Source organism: Nocardia sp. NPDC005825 (genome assembly GCF_040630175.1).
GTDB lineage: Bacteria > Actinomycetota > Actinomycetes > Mycobacteriales > Mycobacteriaceae > Nocardia.
Map to the genome: position 1 here is coordinate 1 of NZ_JBEXXC010000010.1, position 16672 is coordinate 16672.

At 70.1% G+C, this 16672-nt stretch carries 13 protein-coding genes; 5 read left to right on the top strand and 8 right to left on the bottom strand.

Going from position 1 to position 16672, the window contains the following annotated elements; translation table 11 throughout:
- Positions 1 to 63: 63 nt before the first annotated feature.
- The 4 genes from speD to ABZ382_RS25350 form a co-directional block, all read right to left on the bottom strand.
- Positions 64 to 1278, bottom strand: coding sequence for an adenosylmethionine decarboxylase (gene speD, locus ABZ382_RS25335; protein WP_357094067.1), 1215 nt, complete (start codon positions 1276 to 1278; stop codon positions 64 to 66).
- Positions 1279 to 1290: 12 nt separating this feature from the next.
- Entirely contained in the window at positions 1291 to 2391 is a 1101-nt protein-coding gene (locus ABZ382_RS25340; RefSeq protein WP_357094069.1) for a type III PLP-dependent enzyme, read from the bottom strand.
- Between the two features lie 123 nt (positions 2392 to 2514).
- Positions 2515 to 5025, bottom strand: a complete 2511-nt coding sequence (locus ABZ382_RS25345) for a DUF3516 domain-containing protein (RefSeq protein ID WP_357093404.1) — start codon at positions 5023 to 5025, stop codon at positions 2515 to 2517.
- A gap of 46 nt (positions 5026 to 5071) precedes the next feature.
- Positions 5072 to 6025, bottom strand: coding sequence for a PAC2 family protein (locus ABZ382_RS25350; protein WP_357093407.1), 954 nt, complete (start codon positions 6023 to 6025; stop codon positions 5072 to 5074).
- A 235-nt stretch (positions 6026 to 6260) separates the two neighbouring features.
- Here ABZ382_RS25350 and ABZ382_RS25355 point away from each other — a divergent pair, with 235 nt between their 5' ends.
- Positions 6261 to 6932 (top strand): sensor domain-containing protein, encoded by a 672-nt coding sequence (locus ABZ382_RS25355; protein WP_357093410.1) that lies wholly within the window; start codon positions 6261 to 6263, stop codon positions 6930 to 6932.
- Between the two features lie 67 nt (positions 6933 to 6999).
- Here ABZ382_RS25355 and ABZ382_RS25360 read toward each other — a convergent pair whose 3' ends face one another.
- Together ABZ382_RS25360 and ABZ382_RS25365 are read right to left on the bottom strand one after the other, a co-directional pair.
- Positions 7000 to 7569 carry a hypothetical protein gene (locus ABZ382_RS25360; RefSeq protein ID WP_357093412.1) on the bottom strand — a complete coding sequence of 190 codons (570 nt, stop codon included), beginning with the start codon at positions 7567 to 7569 and terminating at the stop codon, positions 7000 to 7002.
- Between the two features lie 123 nt (positions 7570 to 7692).
- Positions 7693 to 8640 (bottom strand): YafY family protein, encoded by a 948-nt coding sequence (locus ABZ382_RS25365; protein ID WP_357094072.1) that lies wholly within the window; start codon positions 8638 to 8640, stop codon positions 7693 to 7695.
- 94 nt (positions 8641 to 8734) lie between these two features.
- On the opposite strand from ABZ382_RS25365, the gene ABZ382_RS25370 reads away from it, so the two are divergent.
- Together ABZ382_RS25370 and ABZ382_RS25375 are read left to right on the top strand one after the other, a co-directional pair.
- Entirely contained in the window at positions 8735 to 9142 is a 408-nt protein-coding gene (locus tag ABZ382_RS25370) for a VOC family protein (protein ID WP_357093415.1), read from the top strand.
- Between the two features lie 327 nt (positions 9143 to 9469).
- Positions 9470 to 10723, top strand: coding sequence for a DUF4192 domain-containing protein (locus ABZ382_RS25375; protein WP_357093418.1), 1254 nt, complete (start codon positions 9470 to 9472; stop codon positions 10721 to 10723).
- Positions 10724 to 10757: 34 nt separating this feature from the next.
- Here the strand turns inward: ABZ382_RS25375 and galE are convergent, their stop codons facing one another.
- Positions 10758 to 11738, bottom strand: coding sequence for a UDP-glucose 4-epimerase GalE (gene galE / locus ABZ382_RS25380; protein WP_357093421.1), 981 nt, complete (start codon positions 11736 to 11738; stop codon positions 10758 to 10760).
- 3 nt (positions 11739 to 11741) lie between these two features.
- On the bottom strand, positions 11742 to 12428 hold the full coding sequence (locus ABZ382_RS25385) for an iron dependent repressor, metal binding and dimerization domain protein (RefSeq protein WP_357093423.1): 687 nt from the start codon (positions 12426 to 12428) through the stop codon (positions 11742 to 11744).
- Positions 12429 to 12641: 213 nt separating this feature from the next.
- On the opposite strand from ABZ382_RS25385, the gene ABZ382_RS25390 reads away from it, so the two are divergent.
- Together ABZ382_RS25390 and ABZ382_RS25395 are read left to right on the top strand one after the other, a co-directional pair.
- Complete coding sequence (locus tag ABZ382_RS25390) at positions 12642 to 13898, top strand: acetoin utilization protein AcuC (RefSeq protein ID WP_357093426.1); 1257 nt, start codon at positions 12642 to 12644, stop codon at positions 13896 to 13898.
- Between the two features lie 97 nt (positions 13899 to 13995).
- Positions 13996 to 16647 (top strand): GNAT family N-acetyltransferase, encoded by a 2652-nt coding sequence (locus ABZ382_RS25395; protein WP_357094074.1) that lies wholly within the window; start codon positions 13996 to 13998, stop codon positions 16645 to 16647.
- Positions 16648 to 16672: the final 25 nt, after the last annotated feature.

Here is a 16672-nt window from a genome sequence, read left to right on the forward strand (position 1 = left end):
AAAAAAACCCCCGCCCCCCCCACCGCCGGGGTGGGCGCGCCGATTCGTTTCGGAGCTGATCGACTAGACGGTCACGCTCGCACGCAGCGCGTGCGGCTCGATCGCGCCGCGGACCAGGGCCCGCTCGTCGATGGTCTCGGCCTTGTAGGGCAGGGTCGACAGCGTCTCGGTCATCTTCGCGACCGGATCGGCGACGGCGGCCGGGGTGCCGAAGATGAACGTCCACTCGTGCTCGTCGCTGACGTACGGAACGACGGTCTCGAACAGGTTGTGGAACCGGCTCCACGAACGCTTCAGGGTCTCGTTGCGCCACATGGTCTGACAGCCGGCCTGCGCGGCGAGCACGCCGCCCTCAGCCAGCAGCGCCTTACAGCGGTTGAGGAAGTCGTCCTCGTAGAGGCGGTTGTGCTGCGCGTCCTCGACCCGCTCGTCCGGCAGGTCGATGCAGATCATGTCGTAGCGCACGCCCGCGGCCTCGGCCTTGGCCAGGAAGTCCCAGCCGTCGGCGTAGTGCATCTTGATCGGGCCGGTCTGCGCGACCGCCTCGGCCAGGTCGGCCTCGGAGTAGCCGTAGGGGAGGTGCTTCGCGCACAGCTCCACCTCCAGCTGGTCGATGTCGACGTGGTCGACGAGCGAGGCGCCCGCGGCCACCGACATCTGCGAGGCGACACCCTCACCGGAACCGATGATCAGCACCTTGTCCAGCTTCGCGGCCAGCGCGTACCCCGGGACCAGCATGGCCTCGTGGTAGGTGAGCTGCGAGAACTCGGTGGACTGACGGTCGTCGTCGGAGAACAGGGAGATGCCCTGCTCGGTCTTGGCGATGACCATGTGCTGGTACGGGGTGTTGGTGTCGACGATGGTTTCCGTCGTGTTCCACACCCGGGTCAGACCCTCGCCGACCGGCTCGTGGATCCGGCGGGCGGTGTGGCCGCGCTGGATGACCTCGATGTTGACCGACCCCGGGGACAGCTCCTGCTGCAGCAGTTCGACGGCCTTGGTGGCGCCGGAACCGATGCTGCCGCAAGTGAATACGTCGACGAAGATGTCGCCGGACTCAGGGTAGGTGTGGATCGAGGCGTGCGACTCGGCGAGCAGGGCCAGGATGGTGACACCCTGCGGCTCGAACTTCTTGCGCACGACATCGCAGATGGTCACCCCCGCGGCGACCAACGATTTTCGAAGCGCGGTTTCGAGTCGTTCCAGGTCGTCGCAGAGGCCAGCGTCGACACCACCGAACTCGGCCAGCACGTGCCAGCCGGTGAATTCTGCCGTGATCATGGCTAAAACTCACTCTCGCTCAGCGCCAGTGACATGGACTGTCAGTGGCGGAAAACCGTTGAAGGACACCGACGAATAGCTCGCCGTATAGGCGCCGGTCTCGAGGATCCGAACGGGATCACCGGCTCGCAACGTGGTCGGAAGGAGGACACGCGTGCGTTGATAGAGTACATCGTCGCCATCACACGTAGGACCGGCGACTACCGCCTCGTCCTTCGGATCCGAGTCCCGATCGGTTTCGAATCGGTAGGCGATGTACTCGTTCTCGGTTTCGGCCATGCCGTTGTAGCGGCCGATGTCGAGGTATATCCAGCGCCGCCCGTCCGGCGCTCGGCGAACATTCACCACTTCGGCGTGGATCACGCCGGTGTTGCCCACGAGGGCGCGACCGGGCTCCACCACCAGGGCGGTGTGTTCCGGGAGATAGCGGGCCGCCGCATCGGCGATCGCCGCACCCAGCTCCGAGACCCCCGGAGCCGGATCGACATACGAAATCGGCAGTCCCCCACCGATATTCACCGCAGTGACCGGAATATCCTTGACGGCCAGCGCTTCCGCGATGGCTCCGGCCTGCTCGATGCCGATGCCCCACGCCTTCGGATCCAGCTGCTGGGAGCCGACGTGGAAGTAGGGACCGACCACCTTCAGCCCGAGGTCGTGCGCCCGCACCAGCAGCCGCGCGGCCTCGCCCGGCGCGCAGCCGAACTTGGTGCCGAACGGCGTCTGCGACTGCGGCGCCGACGACAGGAACCGGCACTCGACCTCCGAGCCCGGCGCATGCTCGGCGATGCGTTCCAGGTCGTCCTCGGTGTCGAAGGCGTAGCGCCGCACACCCGCCGCGTAGGCGGTGGCGATCTGCGAGGCCTTCTTGATCGGGTTGCCGTAGCACATGACGGCCGGATCGACGCCCTGCGCGAGGCAGAGTTCGATCTCGCCGACGCTGGCGACGTCGAACTCGGCGCCCTCGTCATTCAGCAGCCGGATGATCTCCGGTAGCGGACTCGCCTTGACGGCGAAGCGAATTCGCGCCGCGGGTAGAGCGGCATGCAGTGCGCGGTAGTTCGCGCGCACCCGGTTCAGGTCGACGACCAGACAGGGTGACTCGGGCAGGTTTCGATCGGTCAATCTAAGGGAACTCTCCGTGGTTCGGTGGGCCGGCCGGAAAACGGCAACAGTGCGCGAGAATAGCAGCGTTCGGCCTCGAAAAACGAACCGGTGTGACGGGGGTTGCACTCACCCCGCGCTGATCGACACCTCGTCGAAGACCACTTCGCCCGCTGCGTCCGATTCCGCCAGATCCACGACGGCGTCCAGCGACCATCCGTGATCGCCGGCCGGGTCGTCGAGCACCTGGCGCACATGCCAGAAGCCGGGCCGCTGTTCCACCTGGAACAGTTTCGGGCCCCGGGCGTTCGGCCCGGTCCCGATGGTGGCGTACTCGTCGAAATAGGGGCCCAATTCGGCCTCCCAGTCCAGGTCGTCGCCCAGCTCCTCGAGTGCTGCCCAGCGTTGCAGCGCCGCCAGGTCGACCCGGCGGAACATGGCATTGCGCACCAGGACCCGGAAGGCGCGCTCGTTGGCCGAGATCGGACGCACCGTCTCCGCCCCGAACGCCACCTGCTGCTCGTCGCCCTCGGCGCCGGGATTGGTGAGCTGCTCCCATTCGTCGAGCAGGCTGGAGTCGACCTGCCGGATCAGCTCGCCCAGCCATTCGGTGATGTCGTCGAGTTCCTCGGTGCGGGCCTGCTCGGGCACGGTCCGCCGCAGCGCCCGGTAGGCGTCGGCCAGGTACCGCAGCACCACGCCCTCGGAGCGGGCCAGCTCGTAGCCCGACACCAGTTCGGCGAAGGTCATGGACCGCTCGACCATCTCGCGCACCACGGCCTTGGGGGAGGGCTCGAACTCCGACACCCACGGATGCCCGGCCTTGTAGGTCTCGAACGCGGGCTCGATGAGTTCGGCGGCCAGTGGCTTGGGCCAGGTGACCTCTTCGAGGAGCTCCATGCGCTCCTCGTATTCGATCCCGTCGGCCTTCATCTCCGCGACCGCCTCGCCGCGCGCCTTGTGCTGCTGGGCCATCAGCAGCTGGCGTGGATCTTCGAGGGTGGACTCGATGAGCGAGATCACGTCGAGGGTGTAGGTCGGCGACTCCTTGTCCAGCAGTTCCAGCGCCGCCAGCGCGAACGGCGAGAGCGGCTGATCGAGCGCGAAGTCGCGCTGCAGATCCACCATCAGCCGGGCGTGCCGGCCGTCGGCGTCGGGTTCGTCGAGCTGCTGCACCACCCCCGCGTCGCGCAGCGCCCGGTACAGCCGGATCGCCTTGAGGATGTGCCGGCGCTGCGCCGCGCGCGGCTCGTGGTTCTCCTCCAGCAGGTGCCGCATGGCGTAGAAGCAATTGCCCTTGCGCGCAATCACGTTCAGCAGCATCGAGTTGGTCACGTTGAACCGCGACACCATGGGTTCGGGCGAGGCCGCCACCAGCCGGTCGAAGGTCTCCTCCGACCAGGACACGAAACCCTCCGGCGGCTTCTTCTTCTGGACCTTCTTGAGCTTCTTGGGGTCGTCGCCGGCCTTGGCGATCAGGCGCGCGTTCTCCACCTCGTGCTCGGGGGCCTGCACCACCACGGTGCCCAGGGTGTCGTAGCCCGCGCGCCCGGCGCGGCCCGCGATCTGGTGGAACTCGCGGGCATTGAGCCGCCGGGTGCGCACGCCGTCGTACTTGGTGAGCCCGGTCAGCATGACCGTGCGGATCGGGACATTGATGCCGACGCCGAGGGTGTCGGTGCCGCACACCACCTTCAGCAGCCCGTCCTGCGCCAGCTTCTCGACCAGGCGGCGGTACTTGGGCAGCATGCCCGCGTGGTGCACGCCCACGCCGTGGCGGATGAACCGCGACAGCGTCTTGCCGAAGCCGGTGGCGAAACGGAATTCGCCGATGGCCGTGGCGATGGCGTCCTTCTCCGCCTTGGAGGACATGTTCACGCTCATCAGCGCCTGCGCCCGCTCCATGGCCGCGGCCTGGGTGAAGTGCACGACGTACACCGGCGCGAGGCTGGTGGTCACCAGATCCTCGAGCGTCTCGGTGATGGGGGTGCGCACGTACGAGAAGCTCAGCGGCACCGGCCGTTCCGAACCGGACACGATGGCGGTCTCGCGGCCGGTGCGCCGGGTCAGGTCCTCGGCGAAGAAGTCGACCTCGCCGAGGGTGGCCGACATGAGCAGGAACTGCGCCTTGGGCAGCTCGATCAGCGGCACCTGCCACGCCCAGCCGCGATCGGGATCGGCGTAGTAGTGGAACTCGTCCATGATGACCTGGCCGACATCGGCCGCCGCGCCCTCGCGCAGCGCCAGATTGGCCAGGATCTCCGCGGTCGCGCAGATGATGGGCGCGTCCGGGTTCACCGCCGCGTCACCGGTCACCATGCCGACCCGGTCGGCGCCGAACACCTCGCACAGCGCGAAGAACTTCTCGCTCACCAGCGCCTTGATCGGCGCGGTGTAGTAGCTGCGCTCGCCCTTGTTGAGCGCGGCGAAGTGCGCGCCGATCGCGACCAGCGACTTACCCGACCCGGTCGGGGTGTTGAGGATGACGTTGGACCCGGTCACCAGTTCCAGCAGCGCCTCTTCCTGCGCCGGGTACAGGTTCAGGCCCTCCGAGCCCGCCCAGTCGGCGAAGGTCTCGTACAACCAGTCCGGGTCCACGTCGGAGACGGCACGGTCGGGAACCAATTCGGACAGCTGCACGCCGACAGACGTTACCGGTCGGCGCCCTGTAATCCCGCAACGACCACTACCGCAGCGGCGGGTTCTCCGGTCCGTCGCCGTCGGCGAACCCGGCCTGCTCGGCCAGGAAGCGCTCGAACTCCGCGCCCAGCTCGTCGCCGGTGGGCAGATCGTTCTCACTGGCCAGCAGGCTGGACTGGCGTTCCTGGGCGGTGACGAAGCTGTCGTACTGCCGCTCGAGCGCGGCGACCACGGTCTCCACCTCGGAATTGCCCGCGATCTGCTCGTTGACCTGTTCGCGCACCCGCGCGGCGGCGTCGGTGAGCGCGGCCAGCGGCAGTTCCAGGCCCGCGTTCTCGGCCACGTTCTCCAGCAGCGTCTGCGCAGCCTCCGGGTAGGCGGTCTGGGTCAGATAGTGCGGCACGTGCACCGAGAAGCCGACCGACTCGTGTCCGTGCTGGGACATCCGGAATTCCAGCAGCGAGGACGCGCTACCGGGCACCTGCAGCTCACCGGGCCAGCGCTGATGCTCGCCGACCAGGTCGGAGTCCGAGGCGTGAGCGGTGACGCCCAGCGGGCGGGTGTGCGGAATGGCCATGGGGATCGCGCTCAGCCCGATGGTGCGGCGCACGCCCAACTGTTCGGCCAGCAGGCGCACCGCGGTGACGAACCGTTCCCAGCGCAGATCTGGTTCCAGCCCGGCCAGCAGCAGGAACGGCGTGCCCGCGGTGTCCTTGAGGGCCCACAGGCTCAGTTCCGGCTCGGTGTAGTCGGAGAAGTGATCGGTCTTGAAGGTCATGAGCGGCCGCCGCGAGCGGTAGTCGAGCAGCTCGTCCATGTCGAACGAGGCGACCAGTTCGTGCTCGAGGCTGTCCTTCAGATGCGAGGTGGCCAGGCGTACCGCGTGTCCGGCGTCGGTGAAACCCTCGAGGCCGTGCACCAGGACCGGGCCCGAGCCGTCGGGAGAGGACAGCTGCGGAGCCGGGAATTCCAGCTCGTACATTCGCGACTCGTAGTCCATCGCGTACTCCTTCCTGCGTGGCCCACTTTCGCGACCAACCCCATTGTCCCTCATGCCCGTGACAGGTGCGCAGCACCCGCACCCGCTGTGCAACACGCCGAACCCGGACCCGCATTCCCGCGGTCCCGGCGCGCGGCGTGGCATTCGGTGTGAACAGCCGTTTTTCGGCATAGTGGGCCGAGTGACCCAGCCCTCCGCACCCCCCGTACGCAGCACCCGCAGGACCGCGCGGACGGTGGGAATCGTCACGCTGGGCACGGTGCTGGCGGCGTGCGGGACCACGGTCACCGGGCATCCGACCGCCGTGCGCAACCCGGCGCCGGTCGCCACCGCCGACCAGACGCTCACCGCGATGCTGCCCGATCCGTCGAAGTTCCCGTCGCGCTACACCGCGGTCGTGCTGTCGCCGGAGACCGCGGCCCAGGCCGCCTACGACCTCGAGGGGTATCTGCCGGGGGCGCAGGTGGATCCGAGCGCGTGCGCGCCGGTCGCGCCGAAGACCGGTCCGGCCGTGTCGGTCGGGACCGACGACCACGGTCAGGCGACGCTCACGGTGGTGCTGACCCGGCCGGGCAAGCCGCTGTCGACCCTGCGAGATCAGTTGCGGCAGTGCGGGACCGTGAAGGTCGGGCACACGGGGGTGACCTCGGTGGTGACCACACAGCTCGATCCGCCGCCACCGGTCATCGCCGACGACTCGCTCGCCCTGCGGCGCACGGTCGGACCGGAGAATCGGCCGGGCGGTCCGGAGAACCGCGACGGCCTAACCCGCAGCATGCAGACGCTCATCGGTCAGGTCGGCGAGGTGCGGGTCGCTGTGACGTACATGACTTCCGGGTCCACCTCCGATACCGAGGCGCTCGACACCCTGTTCACCGCGGCCGTCCGCAAGGTGCGCAAGGGCTGAGCGTCCCCGGGGACCGGGAAGCCGCGGGAAGGGGAGCCGACCCTGCCTGCTCGGCTCCCGGACCCCATCAGCAGGCGGGAAGCGGCTGGTTCGAACCCGAGTTGGAACCGCTGCCGCCCGAGCCGGTGCCCGAGCCGCTGTCGCCCGAGCCGGTGGCCGAGCCGCTGCCCGCCGAACCGCTGCCGCCCGAACCGGTGCCCGCCGAACCACCCGACGAGCCCGGGATCAGCGAGGAGATCGGCGGGCAGGTTCCGCCCTTGCCGACGATGTAGACGGTCTGGACCGTGCTCAGCCCCTGTCGGACGCCCACGGTGTAGGTGCCGTCATTGGCCGGGTGCCAGGCCAGGTTCGCGGCCGCGCCGGCGCCGTAGGAGACGGGGGTGAGGGTGCCGATGACCGCGCCGTTCACCAGGAAGTCGACCGGGGTCAGCTGGTCGGCGCCGCCCAGCGCGGCCTGGATGACACAACCGTCGGCGACGCTGCACGGCTTGTCGCTGGTGAGGCCGGCGACCTGGACGCCATCGATGGAGGCGTTGGCCGGAGCGGCGAGCATGGAACCGGCCACCACGGCGAGCGCGACGGCCGCCGTCGCACCGGCGGCGGGCCGTCGTAGATCTGGGTAGAGCTGTTTACTCACGGAGAATCCTTTCGGCGCGTTGAAGGGGTCGCGCCGGGCGGACTGTAACAGTGGCGGACTGTGAAAGTTCACGAAATCGCCACTGCTGCAACATCATTCGGTTATCGCATAACAGGGAAGCGGTTACTCGCTGGTACGGTAGCGGGCGAGCAGCTCCGCGCCCAGGCGCGCGAGCTCCGCGCGCACCGATTCCGGCTCCACCACCTCCACGGCCGCGCCCCAGCCCGCCAGCTGCTGGGCGATCATGAGCGCCGTCGGCGCGGTGACCGTGGCCCGGACTCGCCCGTCGGCGGTGGGGCCGTCCAGAACACAGTGCCGCCCTTGCTGTTTGCGCAGCACTGGCGCCAGCTCGGCGGTGATCAGCACCGTCGCCGCGAGCGAGGAGCGCTGCCGTTCGACCTCCTCGACCACCTCCGACCAGGCGGTCGGCAGGTCGAAATCCTCCGGCCGGGAAGCGATCTCGCCGGTCGGCTCGGCACTCGCGATACGGTCCACGCGGAAGGTTCGCTGCCCGCGCTCGGTTCCGGCGACCAGGTACCAGATGCCGTCCTTGTCGACCAGGCCCCACGGATCGACCTGCCGCTCGGTCCGCTGCCCGGCGCGGTCGTAGCGCAGCCGGATCCGGCTGCGACGCACCACCGCCCGCTGCAGCTCGTCCACCAGGGCCGGGGGCCGGTCGTCGGATTCGCCCCAGCGGGCCGGGTCCACCACGATCGCGCCCGCCGCCGCCTCCGCGGTGTCGCGGAAGGTGGGCGGCAAGGCGCGCAACAGCTTCCGCAGCGCGGACTTGGTAGCCGGGCTCGCCGTGGCCACCGGGCCCAGCAGCAGGAACAACGCCTGGGCCTCGGGGCCGGTGAGACCGCTCAGGTCCGTGCGCGCGCCGCCGACCAGCGCCCAGCCGCCGCCGCGTCCGGGCTGCGGGTAGACCGGGACACCGGCCGTCGACAGGGCTTCCAGGTCCCGGCGGGCGGTCGCCACCGACACCTCGAGTTCGGCCGCCACCTGGGCCGCGGTCACCCGGCCCCGGGTCTGCATGAACAGCAGGGTCGCTACCAATCGATCCGCGCGCATATCCGGAATTCTGCCCGGAAAAGTGCTCATTCGGTGAGCACTTTGTGCGCGACGATGGTGTGGTAACCAGCTGAACCAACCGAGGAGAACCGCCATGCTGCGTGGAATGGCCACCGTCAACTACTTCGCCGACGATCTCGAGGCGGCCAAGGACTGGTACAGCGAACTGCTCGGCGTGCAGCCGTATTTCGCCGTGCCGGGCGGGTACTACGAGTTCCGCATCGGTGACTACCAGGCCGAACTGGGCATCATCGCGGGCAAGTTCGCGCCCTCGCACCCGGATGTCCCGGGCGGTCAGATCGTGAACTGGCACGTCGACGATGTCGCGGCCACCTTCGAGCGGCTGCTCGGCATGGGAGCGACCGTGCACGAGCCGATCATCGAGCGCGGCGAGGGCACCGGTTTCGTGACGGCCTCGGTGGTGGACCCGTTCGGCAATGTCCTGGGGATCATGTCCAATCCGCACTACCTGGCGATCCTGGCCGAGTCCCGGCGCGCCTAGGCGTCTTTCGTTGCGCACGGTCTCCTTCCGGCGCTGCCGCGGGGCAGTGCCAGGCGGACACTAGCAGCGGAAACGCGGCCGGGCAGGGAAAATGAAATGATTGCATTTCAGGTTTGTGTCCCGAGGGCTCGGCGCGGGGCCCAGGACACGGCGGCCGCGCGGGCGGGCGCACGATAACAACGGGCACCGACACAGTTCGGGTTGCGGCTCCCTGGCCACGCCGAGCACTCCACGACGCGCGATCGACGCGATGAATCATCCACAGCCCCAGCGAAACCCGAGGTCGACGATCAGGGGCGGGTGGCGGCCGGGCGCACGCTCGACGGCATGAACGCACCCATCGAGCGCACGCCGTCCATCGAGCCCACCCCGCCCGTCGAGCCCACCCCGCCCGTCGAGCCGGCTCCGCTCGCCGAGCCCGGGCCGCGCCCGGCGCCCGGGCTGTCCGATCGCCCCGACACCGCGGCCGACCCGCCGTTCGAGGATCCGGGGGAGTGCGGGCCGAGGCTGCGCGAACCCGGTGACCTGATCGCCGCCGTCCCCGCGATGCTCGGTTTCATGCCCGCGCGGTCACTCGTGGTTGCCGTGCTGCGGGCGGACCCGGAGGCGCCGGAGGCCGCGGCGGTCGAGGTGGTCACCCGCATGGATCTGGACAATCGGGGCCGATCCGCGACCGGCCTGCTGGTCGAGCGGGTCGCGGGAATCTGTGTGCGGCACCGGGCCGTCGCGGCGCTGGCCCTGGTGATCGACGACCGCGCGACCGAACCCACCGGGCGGCACGCGGGGGTGCGGGCGCGCAAGCACGGTGATCTCGTTGCCGCCCTGGAACATCGGCTCGACGCGGACGAGGTGCCGCTGGCCGGAGCCTGGGCGGTCCAGGCCATCGGGCCGGAACTGCCATGGTGGACGCTGTCGGGACCGTGGTCGCGCGGGCTCCAGCACGATCCGGCGACCTCGATGGTGACCCTGCGCCACGTCCTCGACGGCCGCCCGCTGCGCGGGTCCCGTCGGGAGCTGACCGACCTGCTCGCGGTCGACCCCATAGCGCGGGACGCGACCGCCGCCGCCCTGGAGATCGCGGCCGCCGCCACGGCCCGGCGGCCGGCCGGACTGGCGCGGCACGGTGATCCGCGGGTGCGACTGCGGCTCGAACTGTGCCGAGTGCTGGGCAGTCTCGAGCGGGTCGAGGCCGGGATGCGGCTCACCCCGGCCGAGCTGGCGGATCTGGCCGTGGCGCTCCGGGATCCGGCGCTGCGCGACATCATGTTCGGGCTGGCCCCTGGCCCGCACGCCGACGGCGCGGAAGCACTGTGGACCCAGCTGACCCGGGCGCTGCCCGATCCGGATCGCGCCGAAGCGGCAGCGCTGCTGGGCTATTGCGCGTACACGCGGGGTGACGGTCCTTTGGCCGGTGTGGCGCTGGACGCCGCGCTGACCGCGGATCCGCGGCACCGCATGGCCACCCTGCTGGAACTGGGTTTGCAGACCGGCATGCCGCCGGAGCGATTGCTGCGGCTCGCGGACTCCGGCCGCGAGACCGCCGCCGATCTGGGCGTGCGCCTCGGGCCGGAGCCGCGGTGATCACACCGCGGACCCCGGGCCGGTCCGGAAGGGCTCAGCGGGCGCTGTGCGCGCGGTCGCCGAGGGAGCGCAGGAATTCCCAGGCGTCGGAGACGATCTCGTCGAGATCGGTGTGCTCGGGCGTCCAGCCGAGTTCGGCGATGGCCTTGGCGCTGGAGGCGATCAGCACGGCCGGGTCGCCCGCGCGGCGCGGGGCGTCGACCGCGTTGATCGGCAGCCCGGTCACCCGCGCGCAGGCCGAGATGACCTCGCGCACCGAGAAACCGGTGCCGCTGCCCAGATTGAAGATGCGATGTGCACCCGGCTGCGACTGTTCGAGCGCCTTCAGATGCGCCTGCGCCAGATCGCGGATGTGGATGTAGTCGCGCACCGCGGTGCCGTCCGGCGTCGGGTAGTCGGTGCCGAATACCGAGATCGATTCACGATGACCCAGCGCGGTCTGCAAGACGAGGGGGATGAGATGGGTTTCCACCACACGGTTCTCGCCGAGCCCGGCGTAGGCGCCGGCCACGTTGAAGTAGCGCAGGCTGGTCGCGGCCAGGCCGTGCGCGGCCGCGTACGAGGTGATCGCGTAGTCGATGGACAGCTTCGACGCGCCATAGGGATTCGTCGGCGCCTTCGGGGCGTCCTCGACGATCGGCACCTGCTCCGGTTCGCCGTACACCGCCGCGGTGGAGGAGAACACCAGCTTCGGCGTGCCCGCCGCCCGCATGGCCTCGAGCAGGGCCAGGGTCTTGACCACATTGCCGTGCCAGTACTTCTCCGGCGCCACCACCGATTCGCCGACCAGCGACTGGGCCGCGAAATGCAGCACCCCGTCGAAGGATTCGGAGGCGATCAGTTCGGTGCCGACGGTGGCGATATCGCCCTCGACGAACTTGGCCCCGGCCGGGACGCCGTCGGCGTTGCCGGTGGACAGATCATCGACGACCACGACCTCGTGGCCGTCCTCGAGCAGAACCTGCGCGCACACGCCGCCCACGTAGCCGGCGCCGCCAGTTACCAGAAGCTTCACGGATCAGACCAACTTCACCTGGACGGCATGCGCCATCTCGTCGGACAGTTCGAATCCCTCGTGCCCGGGCACCGAGATGACCACGGCGCCCGGCTTGTTCTCCACGGTGACGCGGGCGTCGGGCACCACACCGGCCTGCCGGAGCTGGTTGATGGTCTCCGGGTCGGTCTGGATGTGCTCGGACAGCCGGCGCACCACCACGGCCTGGGCCTGCCCGGCGGGCAGGTCGCTGAGCCGGACCAGCTTCTCCTCGGACCCGGCGGCGGGATCGATGCCCAGTTCGTCCAGGCCCGGAATCGGATTGCCGTAGGGGGAGGTGGTGGGGTGGTTGAGCACCTCGACCAGGCGGCGCTCGACCTCCTCGCTCATCACGTGCTCCCAGCGGCAGGCCTCGGCGTGGACGTTCTCCCACTCGAGACCGATGATGTCGACCAGCAGCCGCTCGGCCAGCCGGTGCTTGCGCATCACCGCCACCGCCATGGCGCGGCCCTTCTCGGTCAGTTCGAGGTGGCGATCACCGGCGACGTTCAGCAGACCGTCGCGCTCCATCCGCGCGACCGTCTGGCTCACCGTCGGGCCGCTCTGCTCGAGGCGTTCGGCGATGCGCGCACGCAGCGGCGTGACGCCCTCCTCCTCGAGGTCGTAGATGGTACGGAGGTACATCTCCGTGGTGTCGACCAGATCCTTCACCTGTTAAACCCCTTCGTCGGCACGAATTCTACCCATGCACGGCGGCTGCACCGGGCGACAGCTTATTTCGCGAACGCACGGTCAACAGCCAGGACGGGCAGCGTGTTCCCAGCAGGTTTGCTCGGTGGCAGCCTGCCATCCCGGTACGACAGCCCGGCGGGCACCGCGGTGTGCCAAGCCTACGAACCGGCGCGACGCATTAGCGTGGCAGGTATGCCTGGCCGAGCTGGTGGTGAACCGAACCTCGCAGTGGATGGAACGGTCGTATGGACCGATCGATTCCTCGACTACACCTGGACCCCCGAGCACCCCATGCGACCGGTGCGCCTGCAGTTCACCATGGCGCTGGCCGAGGGACTGGGCCTGCTCGACGGCGTGGAACAACTCACACCGGACGCCGCGGGTGAATCAGAGCTGCTGCGCGTCCACACCCACGACTACATCGAGGCCGTCAAGCATGCGCGGCCACCGCTGGGCTCGGTGCCCACCGCCCCGCCCTACGGGCTCGGCTCCGCCGACAACCCGGTCTTCCCGCACATGCACGAGGCGGCGTCGGTGATCGTGGGCGGAACGTTGGCCGCCGCGCAGGCGATCGCGGCCGGGCACACCCGCCGGGCGGTGAGCATCGGTGGTGGTATGCATCACGCCATGCCGGCCTCGGCAGCGGGGTTCTGTGTGTACAACGATGTAGCGGTGGCGATTTCGTGGTTGCTCGACAACGGTTTCGACCGCATCGCCTATCTCGATGTGGACGTGCACCACGGTGACGGGGTGCAGCGGGTGTTCTACGGGGACCCGCGGGTGCTGACGGTGTCCATCCACCAGCACCCGGCGACCCTGTGGCCCAATACCGGCTGGCCGGAGGAGACCGGCATGGGAGCGGCCGAGGGCACCGCCATCAATCTGCCGATCATGCCCGGCACCCGGGATTCGCTGTGGCTGCGCGGGTTCCACGCCGTGGTGCCGGGCGCGCTGGCGGCGTTCCGGCCGCAGATCGTGATCAGCCAGTGCGGCGTCGACACCCACCGCGAGGATCCCCTGGCCGATCTGGAACTCAGCATCGACGGTCAGCGCGCCGCCTTCCTGGCCATGCGCGAGCTCGCCGACCGGTACGCCGAGGGCCGCTGGCTGGCGGTGGGCGGCGGCGGGTACGGCCTGATCCGGGTGGTGCCGCGGGCCTGGACCCACCTGCTGGCCACGGCGTTGGATCGCACCATCGACCCCGCGACCGCCACCCCGCCCGAATGGCGTGAACTGGTCGGCCGCTACGCGCCCATGGTGGCGGTGCCCGAGACCATGGGCGACGGGGGCGACACTTCGTTCGCGCGCTGGGACGGCCCCGGCGGCGGCCGCGACACCGGCGACGAGCGCGTGGACCGCGCCCGCCGGGCCCTCGACACATCCGTATTGGCAACGCGCCGGGCGAGCTTCGGCCTGCTCGGCCTGGATCCGGAGGATCCCCGTGACTGACCCGTCCCACTCCGCCGACCCGGCCGCCGTGTCCGGCAACGGCAGCGTGCCTCCGGCACCGGGCCCGCCGCTGCCGCCGGACACCCCCGGCACCCCGGTGAATCCGCCTCCGCCGCCGGAGCATTGGTTCGCCGACGTGCTGGCCTCCGATGGCGGCGTGGTCGGGCTGCGGCCCATCACCCCCGACGACGCCGCAGCGCTGGAGCGCTTCCACACCGCGCTCTCCGACCGCACCCGCTACCTGCGCTACTTCGGGCCGTACCCGCGGATGACGCCCAAGGACCTCTACCGGACCACGCACGTGGACTACCGCGACCGGGTCGGGCTGGTGACCGAACTCGGCGACGAGATCATCGCGGTGGGCCGCTACGAGTACCTGGCCGACCGGCCGGGACCGCGCGCGGCCGAGGTGGCGTTCGTGGTCGCCGACGAGCATCAGGGCCGCGGGCTCGGCTCGATCCTGCTCGAACACCTGGCGGGCGCGGCCGCGGAGAACGACATCGAGACCTTCGTGGCCGAGGTGCTCGCCGAGAACAACGCCATGGTGCAGGTGTTCCGCGACGCCGGTTATCAGGTGCAGCGCAGTCGCGACGGGTCGGTGCTGCACCTGGAGTTCGCCATCGACCCCACCGAAGCGCTGCTGTCGGTGCGGGATTCGCGCGAGCGGGCCTCGGAGGCGCGCAGCGTCGGAAACCTGTTGTCGCCCAAGTCCATCGCGGTGATCGGGGCGACCCCGTCGACCAGCCGGGTGGGTGGCGCGGTGCTGGCCAACCTGCTCTCGGGGGCCTACCAGGGGCCGGTGTTCCCGGTGAACCGCAACCGCACCGCGGTGCGCGGAGTGCGCGCGTATCCGACGGTGCGTGACATCCCCGACGAGGTCGATCTGGCCGTGATCGCGGTGCCGGCCACCGAGATCGGATCGGTGCTCGACGACTGTATGGCCAAGGGCGTCAAGGGTCTGGTGGTACTGACCGCCGGATTCTCCGAGACCGGTCCGCACGGTTATCAGGCCGAACGCGATCTGGTCGACGCCGCGCGGGCGCACGGCATGCGGGTGGTGGGTCCGAGCGCGCTCGGCATCGCCAACACCGATCCGGCGATCGCGTTGAACGCCACCCTCGCTCCGGTGCTGCCCGGGCGTGGGCGGATCGGATTCTTCTGCCAGTCGGGCCCATTGGGCGCGGCCATCCTGGGCGAGGCCGCGGCCCGGCAGCTGGGGCTGTCGACCTTCGTCTCCGCCGGTAACCGCGCCGACGTCTCCGGCAACGACCTGCTGCAGTACTGGGACAGCGACCCGGACACCGATGTGGTGCTGCTGTATCTGGAGACCTTCGGCAATCCGCGCAAGTTCTCCCGCATCGCGCGCCGGGTGGCGCACACCAAACCCATTGTGGCCGTGAACAGCGGCCGCAACGCGGCGCGGGTGGACGGGGATCAGGATCTGGATCGCTCGCTGGTGCGCAACCTGTTCGCGCAGGCCGGGATCATCCAGGTCGATTCCATCACCGAGCTGTTCGACTGCGCCATGCTGCTGGCCTATCAGCCGCTGCCCGCCGGGCCGCGGCTGGCGGTGATCGGCAACAGCGCCGCGCTGAGCTGGCTGGCGGTCGACGCGGCGCGCGGTGAGGGCCTGACCGTGGACGAGCCCACCGACCTCGGGCCGCAGGCCGGTCCGGCGGACTACCTGACCGCGGTGGCCGCCGCGACCAGCGACCCGACTGTCGACGCGGTGATCGTCATCTACTCGCCGCCGGTGCCCGCCGCCGTGGCCTCCTTCGCCGAGGCGATTCGCTCGGGCGCGCAATCGGATCCGGCGACCCCGGTGCTCACCACCTTCGTCGCCGATCAGGGTATGCCCAACCTGCTCGCCACCCGCGGGCTGGGCGGCATCCTCGAACGCGGTTCCATTCCCTCCTACGGCGATCCGGAGCGGGCCGCCCGCGCGCTGGGGCGGGCGCGGCGCTACGCCGAGTGGCGCACCCGGCCGCTGTCGCCGATCGCCCGACCGGGCGGCGCCGACACCGCGCGGGCGCGGGAGCTGGTGGCGCGGTGGATGTCCGAGGACACGACCGCGTGGCTCACCGATCTGCAGGCCGCGGAACTGCTGGGCTGCTACGGGATCGACGTGGTCGAGTTCCGGGAGGTCCGCGACGCCGACGCCGCGGTGGCGGCCGCCGACGAACTGGGATTCCCGGTGGCGGCCAAGGCCACCGGCGAGATCTGGCGCAACCGGCCCGACCTCACCGGGGTGCGCCTGGACCTGTGGCGGCCCGACGCCGTGCGGCGGGCGTTCACCGATCTGGCGGAGATCTCCGGTAATCCGGTGCACATTCAGCGGATGGCCACCAAGGGTGTGGGCTGCACCTTCCGGGTGCAGGACGACCCGTCGTTCGGTTCGGTCATCAGTTTCGGCCTGTCGGGCACCATCATCGACCTGCTCGGCGACCGGGTGTACCGGGCGCTGCCGCTGACCGAGGCGGAGTCGGCCGAGCTGATCGACGCGCCCCGGGCGGCCCCGCTGCTGTCGGGCACCGTCGGCGGGCGCGATCTCGGCAAGCCGGTCGACAAGGGCGCGCTGGCCGAACTGGCGCAACGGATCTCGGCGCTCTGCGACGACCTGCCGGAGGTGCGAGAGTTGCAGTGCGAACCGGTGCTGGCCTCGCCGGACGGCGCGGCGGTGCTGTACGCGCGGGTGCGAATCGGGCCGGAACCCAACCGGTTCGACATCGGGCCGCGCCGGATGGGTTGAGCAGAAGCCGAACTCGGAGAGGTGA